This window comes from Clostridioides sp. ZZV14-6009 (assembly GCF_020658095.1).
Lineage (GTDB): Bacteria > Bacillota > Clostridia > Peptostreptococcales > Peptostreptococcaceae > Clostridioides.
This window is the reverse complement of sequence record NZ_JAGWDG010000007.1, coordinates 1-14,031: the sequence shown is the minus strand read 5'-3', so window position 1 is coordinate 14,031 and position 14,031 is coordinate 1. Positions and strand designations below refer to the sequence as shown.

Sequence of the window (14,031 nt, the reverse complement as noted above, 5' to 3'; positions counted from 1 at the left end):
ATAAATATTTACATTAAATTTATACACTATTTACTATATAAAGTATATCAAATAATGACTCCATTTTTTTATCAATTTACATTAAGTTAATTTTCATTAAATGAATCATCTTTATTGATAAACATAATTCCAAAGACTACTGCCAAAATAAAGAAACATATTAGGATTGATTTTTCTACAAAAATTCTTGTAAAAAAAGTACCTAAAATAGCTCCAAATATAAAGAATATAATAATAGAATAATACTGCAAACTCTTTTTTATCATAAAAATATTCTTAGTCTGTATATAATGAAATAATGTTTCTGTCGCACTTCTTAAATTTCCAGTACACATTGTAGTTGCAAAACTATTTCCATTTACCTTTCTAAAACTCTCTACTTGCATTGAAGAAATAAAAGAAATAGCAATATTTACAAACATATTAAATTGCCCTCTAGGTACAAAAGAAACCACAAGTATTGTAATCATTTCAATTATAACGATAACTTGACGCCAATGAATCTTAGAATTCTTTTTAAAGTACTTTCTTATTTTCTCTGCTATAAATACACCTAACATAAATGCCAAAATAGGAATCAAGTAATAAAAAGATTTTTTTATATTACCTTCTGCTATATTAAGTCCTAGTAAGACTATGTTTCCAGTCTGTGCATTAGCAAATACTTTTCCTCTTACTACATAAGTATAAATATCTAAAAATCCTCCTATTATCGCCAATAAGGCACATAAGAAGAATGATTCAGACATCTGGCTCTGTTTTGTCATATATAAACATCTCACTTTCTACTGATAGATACCAAATCAAAATTCTTTTAGATATCATTTTTTATTTTAATATTAAAATAAAATTTTATATTTGCATACAATGTATACACTAGTTATATATACATTATATGTTATTTATATTTATTATTTATAAATTAAAAGAAGCTGTCTCAAAAAACAAGAGACAGCAAATCTTTTAATTTATTCCACGTTTTTTACATCATTATTTAACCCTGTACATTTTAGCTGTAAATCATAAGCCTTGTTTTGAAACTCAGAAGCTAAATTTTCAGCTATAGTAGCTCTTTCATTTGATTCTTCAAGCTGAGCAGTTAACTCTTCTATCTTGTTTTTATAAGCATCTAACTCGGCTTTAGAGCCTTCTGTTGTATTACTAAGTTCAAATATTTCTTGCTTTTTATTCTCTATAATCTCAATTAACTCTTTCATTTTAGCTTCAGTTTCACGATTTTCTGCTTCTTTCTCTGCTATTGTAAGTTTTAAAGATTTGATTTCTAATTGAAGCTCTTCGTTAGATGAACCAACCTTCTTGCTCAATTCTTCATTAGCTTTAATCAACCTCTCATTTTCATCTGAACATTCAAATAAAAGGTCTGATATATTTAATGCAGTTAATATTGCAGCAACTGATAAGCTTAGTTTCGGGTTTTGACGTGTTATCTTATCCATTTCTTTATCAACAAAATCAGCAATACTAATCATAAACTTCTCTGACTTGTCTCCAACCATTGGATACTCAACGCCATGGATTTTCACCATTACTTTGTTCATCCTAACCTCCCACGACATTAGTTGTTAATTTGATCTTAAGTTAGCATTCAATTTTTCGCTTAATTCACTTAATATCTTATCATGCACCTTAGCTACTTCTTCATCTGTTAGAGTCTTATCTTTGCTTCTATAAGTTATTGAATATGCAATTGATTTATATCCAGCTTCTATTTGAGAACCTTTGTAAACATCAAATAATTTGTAGCTTTCTACTAATCCTTGACCATTTTCCTTTATTATATCTTCTATTTGCTTTACAAATACATCATCCTTAACAATAAGAGCTATATCTCTTGATGTAGATGGATATTTTGGTAATGGCACATAATTCTTTGTTCTATCAGAATTATCAAATACAAAATCAATATCTATTTCAGCAACATAAACTCTTTGACCTAGATTGTAGTTTTCTATAACATCTGGATGCAATTCACCTAATGTACCTACATATTTATTATTATACACTATTTTAGCACATCTACCAGGGTGGAAGGTAGTATTATTATCTTGAGGTTCAATTTCATAATCTTTGAATCCTACATTAATAAGTACAGTTTCTATAGTTCCTTTTAATGCAAAGAAATCTACGTCCTTGCCATACATACCTACACACATTCTATTTACTTCCATAGGAAGTTCTGAATCTTGTGGTATGAATATATGTCCACACTCAAATGCTGATACTTCTTCTATTTTATGAGATACATTAGTTGATAAAACATCTAACATATTTGGTATTAAAGTAGTTCTCATTACAGAAGTTTCTTCTCCTAATGGGTTCATCAACTTAACAAAATTTCTCTTTATATTACCTTCTGGTACTCTTATCTTGTCAACTCCCTTAGGGCTTACAAATGAATATGTTAATATTTCGTTTAATCCTACAGCAGTTGAATTATTTTTTAGTGCTTCCATGAATTTTTGTTTTGAAGTTTTAACTCCTGCTGTTGTATTTCCTTCTAATTGTACAGAAGGTATATTTTCAAATCCATAAATTCTAGCTATTTCTTCCCATACATCAGCTTCTTGTTCCATATCTGTTCTGAAACTTGGTACATCTACTTCTAGCTTATCATCAGCAATTAAATTACATTTAAATTCTAATGATTCTAAAATTCCTACAAACTGTTCCATTGGAACATCTACACCTAAAAGATGGTTGATTCTTTGAGGATTTACCACCAATTTTTTAGGTTCTGGTTTATTTGGATATACATCAACAGTTCCTTTTAATACTTTTCCTGCTCCTAACATCTCAACAAGTTGTACAGCTCTATTTGCTGCTATTTCTGCAAGATTAGGGTCTAAGGCTTTTTCATTTCTTGAAGATGCTTCTGACCTAATTCCCACTTTTTTAGCTGTCATTCTTATGTTTTCTGGTTTGAAATTGGCACTTTCGAAAAGTACAGTCTTTGTCTTATCAGTTATTTCTGAGTTTGCACCACCCATTACACCAGCTAGACCAAGTGACTTTTCTCCATTTGTTATAACTAACATATCTTTGTCTAATGTTCTTTCAACATCATCTAGTGTTACAAGCTTTTCTCCGTCTTTAGCAGTTCTTACTACTATTCTTCCTGTTTCTACTTGGTTTATATCAAAAGCATGAAGTGGTTGACCAAGCTCTAACATTACAAAGTTCGTTATATCAACTATGTTGCTTATAGGTCTTACACCTGCTTCTGTAAGTCTTCTTTGCATCCAGTATGGAGAAGGTTCTATTTTTACATCAGTTACCATTCTGGCAACATATCTTCTACATAAATCTGGATTATCTATCTCAACTTTGAAGTCTATTTCTTCATCACTTTCTTTTACTTCTATTTCAGGATATTTTACTTTTGTTCCTATAGTTGCAGCTGCTTCTCTAGCTATACCCATCATACATTTGCAGTCAGGTCTGTTTGAAGTTAATTCAAAATCTATTAAAGCATCATTTAATCCTAAAACATCTTTTACATCTTTTCCTAATTCATAAGAGTCTTCGTGGTCTAAAATATATATACCACCTCTTTTGTATTCTTCAATATAATGTTCATCTATACCTAATTCAGCTGCTGAACACATCATACCATCTGATAATTCCCCTCTGAAGTCAGTTTGTGTAATTTCAACTCCTCCAGGTAATTTAGAACCATTTACAGCTACTGGAATATAATCTCCTTCTGATATATTTGTAGCTCCTGTAACTATTTGAACAACTTTCTCTCCAACATCTACTTTAGTTACAACTAACTTATCAGCATTTGGATGTTGTTTTATTTCTAAAATCTTTCCAACTAATATATTTTCTACTTCTTCACCATAATAATCTATTGTTTCAACTTTAGTTCCTGTCATTGTCATTTTATCAGCGAACTCTTTTACATCCATGTCTATATCAACATAGTCTCTAAGCCATTTTAAAGATACTAACATCTACACACCCTCCTAATTAAAATTGATTTAAGAATCTCATATCATTTTCGAATAATAATCTAATATCATCTATTTCATATTTAAGCATTGCAAGTCTTTCAACCCCAACTCCAAATGCAAATCCACTGTAAACTTCTGGGTCTATTCCACAATTTCTAAGTACATTTGGATGAACCATACCTGAACCTAATATTTCTATCCAACCTTCATACTTACACATTGGACAACCTTTACCACCACATTTGAAACAAGTAACATCAACCTCTGCACTTGGTTCTGTAAATGGGAAGTTATGAGGTCTAAACTTAGTTTTGATATCAGAACCAAACAATTTTTCAACGAAGATATCCATAGTTCCTTTAAATTCTGCCATAGTAACATCTTTTCCAACAACAAGCCCTTCTATTTGATGGAACATTGGTGAATGTGTCGCATCTGGTGAATCAAATCTAAAGCATCTACCTGGTGCTATTACTTTAATTGGTAACTCTTGACTTCTCATAGATCTTACTTGAACTGGAGACGTTTGAGTTCTAAGTAATACACCATCATTGATATAGAATGTATCACTCATATCTCTTGATGGATGGTCTTTAGGAGCGTTTAATGCATCAAAGTTATTTTCTACTGTTTCAACTTCTGGACCTTCTGCTATAGAGAATCCCATTCCGATAAATATATCTGTTACTTCATCTATAATTTGAGTTATTGGATGTTTCTTTCCAACTTTTAATACTTTTCCAGGTTGAGTAACATCTATTACTTCTTCTCTTAATTTTCTTTCTTTTTCAATAGCATTTATTTCTTCTTTTTTAGAATTTATGCTAAGTTCAATATTCTCTCTTACATCATTGGCAACTTTTCCAACTACTGGTCTTTCTTCAGCAGATAATTTACCCATCTCTTTAAGTATGGCAGTTATCTCACCTTTTTTTCCTAAATACTTAACTCTTAAACTTTCTACACTTTCTATGCTTTGTGCCTCTTTTATTTCAGCTAAAGCTGCTTCACGTAAAGCAAGTAATTTTTCTTGCACACATATCACCCTTTCGTTTTTTTGTATAAAAAAAGCCCCTCAATCCCTGTCTAGGGACGAAAGGCTATAGTTTCGCGGTACCACCCTAGTAGTTTAACAATCTAAAAATCATCAAACCACCTCTAACAAACTTAACGCGTTTTTCACGTCAAAGCCTACTATCAAATTTCAGCTTTGTTACTCCAGAGGGAACTTCTCCTGACCTCTTAGAAAACACTCCCAGCCTCGGTGTTTATCTCTTTACTAAGTTTAATCAAAATACTTTCCTCTTTCATTGCATTTACAATATTATATTGTTTATTTTAGTATTATATCATTTATATCTACATTTTGTGATTATCTTATTGTGACTATTTTAAAGTACAATCACATAATATTTTTATCAATCATTTTTAAAATATATTGACTATTTTTGATACTCTACTATTTAATTCAAGATTATAACACGACATTATATTTATTACAATACATTAAATTAAGTATTTTTTTATTTCATACATCAGTATAGCAGAACTTATTGCGGCATTTAACGACTCAGCTTTGCCATATATAGGTATTTTAACCAAAATATCAGATTTTGATACAAGCTCTTCATTTATCCCATTTGCTTCGTTTCCTATCACCAAAGCTACTTTTGAGCCATAGTCTATTTTGTCATAAAAATTATCTGTATTTAAATAACTTGAAACTATATTAAACCCTTGTGATTTAAGTACATCTGCAGTCTCATCTTGTAGGGCATTAATTATATTCATATCAAAAATAGAACCCATAGTTGACCTAATTACCTTTGGATTGTATATATCGACACATCCCTTTAGTGCTATTATTGCATCTACTCCAGCAGAGTCAGCAGTCCTTATTATGGTCCCCATATTTCCTGGGTCTTGTATTCTGTCTAAAATCAATACAAACTTATCTTTTTCATTTATACTTTCTTTTAAATTTTTTTCCTTAAATGAAACTACACCTATTATACCTTGAGTATTTTCTGTGTCTACAAGTTCTTTAAAATTTTTATTAGTAGTCTTATATACATTTGTGTTTTTTTTATCTAAGTTTTCTAATAGTTCCACGTGTTCCTTTTTATTTTCAAAGTCCTCATGGATAAATACATAATCAAGATTTGCATTACATTCAAGTGCAAGCACTACTATTCTGTACCCTTCTATTATGAACTTTGACTCTTTTGTTCTATTTTTTGACTTTAACAGTGCTTTAGTATATTTTAATTTTTCATTATCCTTACTGCTTATAGTTGTAATCATTTTATCTAAATGCTAACTTAATATTAGCACAACCTCCTTATCATTCTTTATCCTACTTTTAAAATCTTGATTTCGATTAAAACTCTATTCTCAATTAAAATAAAAATAGTATCATATAACTATTCATAATTATATGATACTATCTACTTTCATTGCAATCAAATATATCTTAAATAATAAACTATCTTCTTCTAATTATACCCTTATTTCCAGATGTAATAGCTGTTATACTAGTATTTTGACCAATTATAACCAATATACTTCCAGCTGTAAGTTCCTCGTCAGGAGAAGGTGTCACATTTATATTTTTACCAGTCTTGATGGCAAGCACAGTTATCTCATATCTAGCTCTAAGCTCAAGTTCTACAAGTGTTTTACCAACCCAATCATTTGGAGTTACGATTTCAACAATTGAATATTCTGGGTCAAGTTCAATATGGTCTAATATATTGTCAGAAACTAAATTATGTGCAACTCTTACTCCCATATCTCTTTCTGGGAATACAACTCTATCTGCACCAATCTTATAAAGAACTTTGGCTTGTAATTCATCTTTTGCCTTACATATTATCAACTCTACGCCCATTTCTTTGGCTATAAGAGTCGCCATTATAGATGCTCTTATATCAGAACCTATTGCAACTACTGCTACATCAAAGTTACCTAGACCCAATGATCTTAATGCTTGTTCCTCAGTAACATCCACTATAAGTGAATGCGTTACTTTATCAGATATACTTTGGACTGAATCTTCATTTTTATCTATTGCCATTACTTGATGTCCTAAAAGATGCATAGTAGATGCAACTGAACTTCCAAATCTCCCACACCCAATGACTATATATTGCTTCATCTCGAAACTTCCTCCCTAACACACAATTTGTATAATATCTATTAAATTAACTTTTATATAGATAAATTAATTTAATTTTTATATTTAATATTTTTGTTTTATTTGATTAATCATATCTAAATTTATTTCCTAGATTATTACTATCATTAGTTAATTTATTTAATTAATCACATCTAAGTTTATTTTCCTATATTATATATCATTATTAATCAATTTATCTCATAAATGGTACTCTATCCAACCATAATCTTCCCTTCTGCGTATCTAACTGGCTGACTCTTTCTTTTCCCTCCAGAAAGTATAGCCATAAATAAAGTAAGAGAACCAACTCTCCCCATAAACATAAAGATTATTATTATAACCTTACCTAAAGCATTTAGGTTTGAACTTCCAGCTAAACTTGAACCAACTGTAGCTAGTGCTGAAGTAACCTCAAATGCTGATTGAACTAGCGTAAACTTAGGTTGAGTTATTGAAATAATCAAAGTTCCAAAAATAACTGCGGATATACTAATTACAAATATCCCTAGAGATTTTTTTATAGTTGCTGGAGCTAGTCTTCTCTCAAAAGCTTCTATATCAGATTTTCCTGATAAAAAACTTCTAACTGTAATTATTAATACTGCTAATGTTGTTGTTTTGATACCTCCACCAGTAGATGCAGGTGATGCTCCAATAAACATCAAAATTATCATTATAAATATACTACTTTCTCGTAAAGTAGCTAAATCAAGTGTATTAAAACCAGCCGTTCTTGCTGTTACTGATTGAAATATCGCTGATAATATTTTCCCTTTTACAGGTAATTCTGCCATAGTGGCCTTTTGGTTAAACTCTATAAGAAAAATAAATATTGCACCTACTAAAATAAGTATTACAGTTGAAAATAAAACAACTTTAGAATGCACATTTAATTTTGAAAATCTTTTTTTTCTTACAATATCAAGGACAACTGGAAATCCTAATCCACCTAACACTATAAGTGCGCAAATAGTCATTGATACTGTAACATTGTTTACATAAGAATTTAGCGATGTAAATGGCCCACTTACACTACCCATTAAATCAAATCCGGCATTACAAAACGCTGATATTGCATGAAATATGCTATACCATATTCCTCTAGATAAACCAAATTGTGGAATAAAGACAGTTGATAAAACTAGTGCACCTATTCCCTCTATTGTTATAGTTATTATTAATACAAATCTTGTAAGTCTTACTAGCCCTGATAAATCTGCTTGGTTTAATGATTCTTGTATCAATAATCTTTCTCTTAGTTGTATTTTTTTTCGTGCCATAAGTGAAAACATTGTAGCTACGGTCATAAATCCAAGACCACCAATTTGTATCAATGTTATTATTACTATCTGTCCAAATAAACTCCAATAAGTTGCTGTATCTACCATAACGAGACCAGTAACACAAACCGCTGAAGTAGCTGTAAATAGAGCATTTAATAAGCCTATACTCTCTCTACTCTGTGACGATATCGGGAGTGTTAACAATATGGCTCCAATTAAAATAATTGCTGCAAACCCAGATACCATTATTTGAGTAGGTCGCATTCCATCTGCGTAGAGAATAAGTCTTCTAACTATTGTTTTCAACTTTCTTTATACCTCCTTAACATAAAATCATTACTGTTAAGACCTTTAATTTGTTTATTTTTAGAGCTTTCCTCTAAATTATTATTCTATTATAGTATAAATATTGTATAAAGACAATGATATGAATTTTTATAATTTTTGTTTGGAATATTGCAAATTTTTATATATGTCTTTTAATTTCAATTACATCAAAAATTCCTATATTTTTTGCATATAATAAGTATAATATTAGAATAGTTTTTCGCATTTTGTACTTAAAATTTATTTATCATTTTACCAATACAATTTTCATATACTTTTTTGAAGTTAAGTTTTTATATTATTTATAATCTTGTCCATATTTTTATGTTAAATTTTCTTAATATGCATTTTTTATATTTAATATAGTAAAATAACTAATAACTATATCCATGATTGGAGGATTTCTATGATTAAATCCAAGAAAAGATTATTTATTTCTCTAATTTTAATTGTAATTTTTATTATATTTGCATTATACATAAAAAATTATACTAATGATTCAAAAAAAGATTCAGTTAGAGGAACTATTCCTTTTGAAAAAATGGAATATAAGCGTCCTGATATAAAGTCAGTATGCGAAAATATTAACACATATAACGACAAACTTTTAACATGTAAAAATGCCAAAGAGCAATTGAACGTATTTAATAATGTCGATAAGATTTACCAAGACTTCTATAGTACACTTACTATAGCAAAACTTAGAAACAATATAGATTCATCAGATGAATTTTACTCTAAGGAATACAAGTACCTTATGAGTAAATCTGTGGATGTTGACATGGCATACAAAGATTTTCAGGATACATTTGTAAATTCTAAGTTTTCTAAAGAACTAAAAAAAGAAATTGGAAAAGATGGATTTAATTATTTAAAAAACATTGGAAAGCTTAATTCAGAAGAAGTCGAAAACCTACTTAAAAAAGAGCAAGACTTAGTTGTTAGATATGAAGACTTATTATCTAAGTCTACTGTATCAGTAGATGGAATGGAAATAGATTTTGAAGAAGCTATGTCAAAACCCAATCTTAGTTATGAAGAATATGTAAAAATTTATTCAGATTACTTAAAAAAATACAACCCTATATTTGGTAATATTTTTTTAGAGCTTGTGCAGACGAGAACTGAGATAGCAACTAAACTAGGTTTTAAGAATTATACCGATTATGCTTATTTAAATTTAAATAAAGATTACTCCCAAGAGGATGCAAGAAAATTTAGAAGTGAGGTAAAAGAGTATATAGTTCCATTATATATGAAAGTTACATCACAACCTTCTGACTCTTCTATTTATATTAAGGCATATAAGAATCGTTCATTTAGAAAATTTGATAAAGTACTTGAAGATATATCTCCAAAATTAAAAGAGTGTTTTAATTACATGAAAAAATATGACTTATACGATTATTCTTCTGGAAAGAACAAATCACCTGGAGGTTATACTACTTATATAAACAAGTACAAAGCACCCTTTTTATTTAATACATGGGACAATTCTTTTTTAGGTGTTACTAGCTTTGCCCATGAGTTTGGTCATTTTTATAATTACTACAACAGTATTAACTTAAATAATACGATACAGCCAAGTATTGATATATGCGAAGTTCATTCTACATCTTTAGAAATTTTATTTTACAAGTATTTTGATGAATTCTTTGGGAAACAATCTGAAGCCATAAAAAAGGAACACTTATCGATTGTTTTAAATACTATTATTGATGCTTGTCTTTACGATGAGTTTCAAGAAATTATATATAAAAACCCATATATGAGCTTAAATGATATCAATAAACTATTTTTTGACTTAGAAGAAGAATATGGAGTATCTAATAAGATACTTAAAGACAAAAATGCTCCATTTTGGATACTTGTATCTCATAACTTCCAAGTTCCTTTTTACTATTTAAGTTATGGCCTTGCATCTGATGTATCTCTTCAAATATGGGAGTTATCACAGGATGACTATAGAAAAGCTGTTGATGTATACATGGATTTTTTAAATCAAAATACAGATGCAGGATTTAAAGATGTAGTAGAAAAAGTTAATCTACAATCTCCTTTTGAAAGCGGAAACTTGGAGGAAATAAGCTCAGCTTTATACGATTATTTTGGTCTAGAGAACCCTCTTGAATTAGAAAATGCTTCTTAACATTTAATAATAAAAACGTCAGAAATTTTATAAGCCTTTGCTTTTATTACTTCTGACGTTTTGTATATTTGCCCAGTTAGATTAATATTTTTTTATGTACATAATTAAAAGAATTATAGTAATCAATAAAAACACACCTGTAAAAATAGCACTATTCATGTGAAATTTAATAGAACTTGTATCTGTTACCTTGTTATTTCTAATCCAAAAACCACAAATCATAGTTGAAATAAAAAATAAAGCAGTAATAATACTTGCACCAATAGTTATAAGTTTCATTTTACATCATCCCCTTTGATAATATTTTCTATTAAAATATCAATAAAATTATCTCTCTGATGTTTAACTTTTATATTTGTACCACTATATAATTGAAATGATTCTGGTGATAAAGCCGCCATTTGTATAGGTAAAATAATTTGTAAGGCAATAGTTCTTAAACTCATTTCGTCTTTTTCGTCCCCAAATATATTACGAAGTATAGGAATGATAGCAAGTTGTGCCTGCATATTTCCATTGATTATACATTGATTCAATATAAAAGGTAGTACCTTATCATAATGTATACCAATATCACACAGTCTCTTCAATAAATCCTTTAAGTTCTCAACAGAATCTAGAGTATATACACTATCATACGATAACTCTGTTATTATATTTGACATTGTATCTCCTATTGCTATACTCAATAAATTATCTTTAGTCTTAAAATGATAATTTATTAATCCAACTCCAACCCCTGCACGTTCAGCAATTTGACGAACTGTAATCTTATCAACATCCTCTACTTCTTCTAAAATCCTTAATGTAACTTCAATTATACGCTCTCTCGCATCTTTATCTTTTTCTTTATTTATCATAACATACCTCCAAAACATTTACATTTTTTGTTCTGAACATGTTCAGTATAATGGTTTTTTTATTATATGTCAATATATAATTTTTAGTTGACTCTACCACTATGATATGGTTTATATTGAGATTGAGCTCAAAAATAATACCTTTATAAAGGAGATATAAATATGTTTAAGATAGGCGATTTTTCAAAACTTAGTAAAATTAGTATTCGCATGCTACGTCACTATGATGAAATTGGACTTTTAATACCAACTCATATAAATAAAATTAATGGTTATAGATACTACAGTGCAAATCAACTTTCCACTACAAATAGAATCCATGCCTTAAAAGATATGGGATTTAGCTTATCTTCTATCAAAGAAATTTTGACGGAATACAATGATAGAGAAAGCTTGATAAGGTATTTAAATATCCACCATTCTCAAGTAAGAGAACATCTAGAAGACACGCAAAAAAAACTATTAAAAATAGAAACTACTATTGAGAGAATTGAAAGGATTGATATTATGAAAAATTATGATGTAACTATAAAAGACTTTGCTCCAAAATATATGATGACTTTAAGAAGAACTATACCTACTTATCAAGATGAAGGAATGCTATGGCATCAATTATGCTCAGAAACAAAAGGGCATAATGTACAAGTTGATGTTCCTAACTATTCTAAAGCAGTCTTTTATGATGTTGGGTATAAAGAAAATTATGTTGATGTTGAGATACAACTTGCTGTATCTGGAAATTATAAAGATACTGAAAATGTTAAGTTTAGAACTGTTCCAAGTGTAACTGCTGCAACTGCTATTGTAAAAGGAAACTTCAATCAACTTACAGATGCTTGTGAGGCTATTGGTAATTGGATATCTGACAATAACTATGATGTAGATGGCCCTATGTTTAATATTTATCATATAGGACCTGGTCAAGACAGTAATTCTGATAATTGGGTAACAGAAGTATGCTTTCCAGTTAGAAAAAAATAAGTTTCAATGATGTTTTATTTATGTAATATTTGTATTCTAGCTCTTGTTGTACTTCTTTATAAGTCTTTTAAACATAGATTCATACTTTAAGTACTACTTTTGAATAAACATCCCAATTAATGACTAAGAAATTGCTATAACCATCAATTACAATCGGCTTTAGATTCTTTCGTTTTTTCAAACTTTGCTAGAATGTCTGACAAGCTTCCTAACTAATAGGAACTTGTTAGACCTCACATTTTATTTCTTCACTGAGTATAAATATCCTTTGTTAAACTTACAAACTAGCGAATAATATTTATTTTTATTCTAATATCTTATTTTCCAAACATCGAACTACTAATAGCAAAAGTGTATTTTTTCATAGCATTGTTAACTACTCTATTGAAAGTACCATATTCACATTCTCACCTTCTGGATAATCACCTTGACCCCATTTACCGAAATGTTTCCCATAATAATCTTTAGGATTAAAACAATCACTTACCACAAAACCACATTTTTCATAGGCCTTTATAGCACGAGGATTTTTAATCCATGGTCGAATAATAAATGTGCCTATCTCATAGTCTCTAGTCAAGCTGTCAATTAACAACTTCATAGCTTTTGAACCAATCCCCTTACCAGTATATTTCATTGAACGCAACCACATATCTAGCTCCATATTAGGTATCTTCCCATCATTGTATGCATGAGAAATGGTCCCCACAATTTGATTATCATATTCTATAAGCAAGTATTTATTAAGACCAGGAGTACTACTAAAAAAGTAAGATTCTTCATCATGAATGTCAGACCAGTCAAAATCCTCTTTATTATCAAACATTGACTTCCATATCTCATCTTCCTCAAATGCCATATCATATATTAGTTTTCTATCAGAATCTTCAGCTTGAACTACTCCACCTTAATTACCTTCGGTAATGTTTGAAGGTTGAGATTCCTATTCGATAGCACTTTTGCACTAAGCATTCATAGGCTCTAAGGGCTGTTCCATCCCCACTAATCTTAATCCTTCTTTTAGTATATTTATGCTGGCATTTATATCTCTGTCATGCTGTGTATGGCACTCTGAACAAACCCACTTTCTAAGTGATAAGTTTTTTACATCTTTATTTCTATGAGCACATACACTACATAACTGACTTGATGGATATGTATTTCCTATTACAGAAATTAATCTCCCATACCAAGTAGCTTTATACTCAAGTAACCTTCTAAATTCATACCAACTAACTTCACTTATTGCACCTGCTAATTTATGATTCTTAATCAT

At 29.5% G+C, this 14,031-nt stretch carries 12 protein-coding genes, 1 pseudogene and 1 other annotated feature; of the genes and pseudogenes, 2 read left to right on the top strand and 11 right to left on the bottom strand.

Annotation, left to right across the window (positions count from 1 at the left end; all coding sequences use genetic code 11):
• Nucleotides 1–86: 86 nt before the first annotated feature.
• From KGF36_RS10775 to KGF36_RS10745, 7 genes are all read right to left on the bottom strand, one after another.
• Entirely contained in the window at nucleotides 87–767 is a 681-nt protein-coding gene (locus KGF36_RS10775; RefSeq protein ID WP_227829452.1) for a YoaK family protein, read from the bottom strand.
• Between the two features lie 201 nt (nucleotides 768–968).
• Nucleotides 969–1,559, bottom strand: a complete 591-nt coding sequence (gene zapA, locus KGF36_RS10770; protein WP_227829451.1) for a cell division protein ZapA — start codon at nucleotides 1,557–1,559, stop codon at nucleotides 969–971.
• A 24-nt stretch (nucleotides 1,560–1,583) separates the two neighbouring features.
• On the bottom strand, nucleotides 1,584–3,977 hold the full coding sequence (gene pheT, locus KGF36_RS10765) for a phenylalanine--tRNA ligase subunit beta (RefSeq protein WP_227829450.1): 2,394 nt from the start codon (nucleotides 3,975–3,977) through the stop codon (nucleotides 1,584–1,586).
• 16 nt (nucleotides 3,978–3,993) lie between these two features.
• Nucleotides 3,994–5,013: a phenylalanine--tRNA ligase subunit alpha gene (gene pheS, locus KGF36_RS10760; RefSeq protein ID WP_227829449.1), complete on the bottom strand. Its 1,020-nt coding sequence runs from the start codon at nucleotides 5,011–5,013 to the stop codon at nucleotides 3,994–3,996.
• A 49-nt stretch (nucleotides 5,014–5,062) separates the two neighbouring features.
• Nucleotides 5,063–5,297, bottom strand: a binding site (T-box leader).
• A 186-nt stretch (nucleotides 5,298–5,483) separates the two neighbouring features.
• Nucleotides 5,484–6,281 (bottom strand): TrmH family RNA methyltransferase, encoded by a 798-nt coding sequence (locus tag KGF36_RS10755; RefSeq protein WP_227829448.1) that lies wholly within the window; start codon nucleotides 6,279–6,281, stop codon nucleotides 5,484–5,486.
• A gap of 181 nt (nucleotides 6,282–6,462) precedes the next feature.
• A complete protein-coding gene (locus tag KGF36_RS10750; RefSeq protein WP_227829447.1) occupies nucleotides 6,463–7,134 on the bottom strand; it encodes a potassium channel family protein in 672 nt (223 codons plus the stop codon).
• 233 nt (nucleotides 7,135–7,367) lie between these two features.
• Complete coding sequence (locus tag KGF36_RS10745; RefSeq protein ID WP_227829446.1) at nucleotides 7,368–8,744, bottom strand: TrkH family potassium uptake protein; 1,377 nt, start codon at nucleotides 8,742–8,744, stop codon at nucleotides 7,368–7,370.
• Between the two features lie 427 nt (nucleotides 8,745–9,171).
• Between KGF36_RS10745 and KGF36_RS10740 the strand changes: the two genes are divergently transcribed.
• Complete coding sequence (locus KGF36_RS10740) at nucleotides 9,172–10,914, top strand: peptidase M3 (protein ID WP_227842772.1); 1,743 nt, start codon at nucleotides 9,172–9,174, stop codon at nucleotides 10,912–10,914.
• An 81-nt stretch (nucleotides 10,915–10,995) separates the two neighbouring features.
• On the opposite strand, the gene KGF36_RS10735 is transcribed toward KGF36_RS10740, so the two are convergent.
• Complete coding sequence (locus KGF36_RS10735; RefSeq protein WP_227829444.1) at nucleotides 10,996–11,193, bottom strand: hypothetical protein; 198 nt, start codon at nucleotides 11,191–11,193, stop codon at nucleotides 10,996–10,998.
• Complete coding sequence (locus KGF36_RS10730) at nucleotides 11,190–11,774, bottom strand: TetR/AcrR family transcriptional regulator (RefSeq protein ID WP_227829443.1); 585 nt, start codon at nucleotides 11,772–11,774, stop codon at nucleotides 11,190–11,192. Before KGF36_RS10730 ends, KGF36_RS10735 begins: the two co-directional genes overlap by 4 nt.
• A gap of 162 nt (nucleotides 11,775–11,936) precedes the next feature.
• Between KGF36_RS10730 and KGF36_RS10725 the strand changes: the two genes are divergently transcribed.
• Complete coding sequence (locus KGF36_RS10725; protein WP_227829442.1) at nucleotides 11,937–12,755, top strand: MerR family transcriptional regulator; 819 nt, start codon at nucleotides 11,937–11,939, stop codon at nucleotides 12,753–12,755.
• 376 nt (nucleotides 12,756–13,131) lie between these two features.
• Here the strand turns inward: KGF36_RS10725 and KGF36_RS10720 are convergent.
• Both KGF36_RS10720 and KGF36_RS10715 read right to left on the bottom strand, forming a co-directional pair.
• A pseudogene (locus KGF36_RS10720) lies at nucleotides 13,132–13,629 on the bottom strand (GNAT family N-acetyltransferase); the annotation flags it as partial.
• Nucleotides 13,630–13,719: 90 nt separating this feature from the next.
• Nucleotides 13,720–14,031 (bottom strand): transposase (locus KGF36_RS10715; protein ID WP_227854701.1); only part of this gene is annotated, 312 nt, incomplete at its 5' end.

Excerpts from the sequence above, each read along its gene's own strand:
- KGF36_RS10775 (WP_227829452.1), bottom strand. The coding sequence starts at position 767 with ATGACAAAACAGAGCCAGATGTCTGAATCATTCTTCTTATGTGCCTTA.
- zapA (WP_227829451.1), bottom strand. The coding sequence starts at position 1,559 with ATGAACAAAGTAATGGTGAAAATCCATGGCGTTGAGTATCCAATGGTT.
- KGF36_RS10750 (WP_227829447.1), bottom strand. The coding sequence starts at position 7,134 with ATGAAGCAATATATAGTCATTGGGTGTGGGAGATTTGGAAGTTCAGTT.
- KGF36_RS10740 (WP_227842772.1), top strand. The coding sequence starts at position 9,172 with ATGATTAAATCCAAGAAAAGATTATTTATTTCTCTAATTTTAATTGTA.
- pheT (WP_227829450.1), bottom strand. The coding sequence starts at position 3,977 with ATGTTAGTATCTTTAAAATGGCTTAGAGACTATGTTGATATAGACATG.
- KGF36_RS10725 (WP_227829442.1), top strand. The coding sequence starts at position 11,937 with ATGTTTAAGATAGGCGATTTTTCAAAACTTAGTAAAATTAGTATTCGC.
- KGF36_RS10730 (WP_227829443.1), bottom strand. The coding sequence starts at position 11,774 with ATGATAAATAAAGAAAAAGATAAAGATGCGAGAGAGCGTATAATTGAA.
- KGF36_RS10755 (WP_227829448.1), bottom strand. The coding sequence starts at position 6,281 with ATGATTACAACTATAAGCAGTAAGGATAATGAAAAATTAAAATATACT.
- KGF36_RS10735 (WP_227829444.1), bottom strand. The coding sequence starts at position 11,193 with ATGAAACTTATAACTATTGGTGCAAGTATTATTACTGCTTTATTTTTT.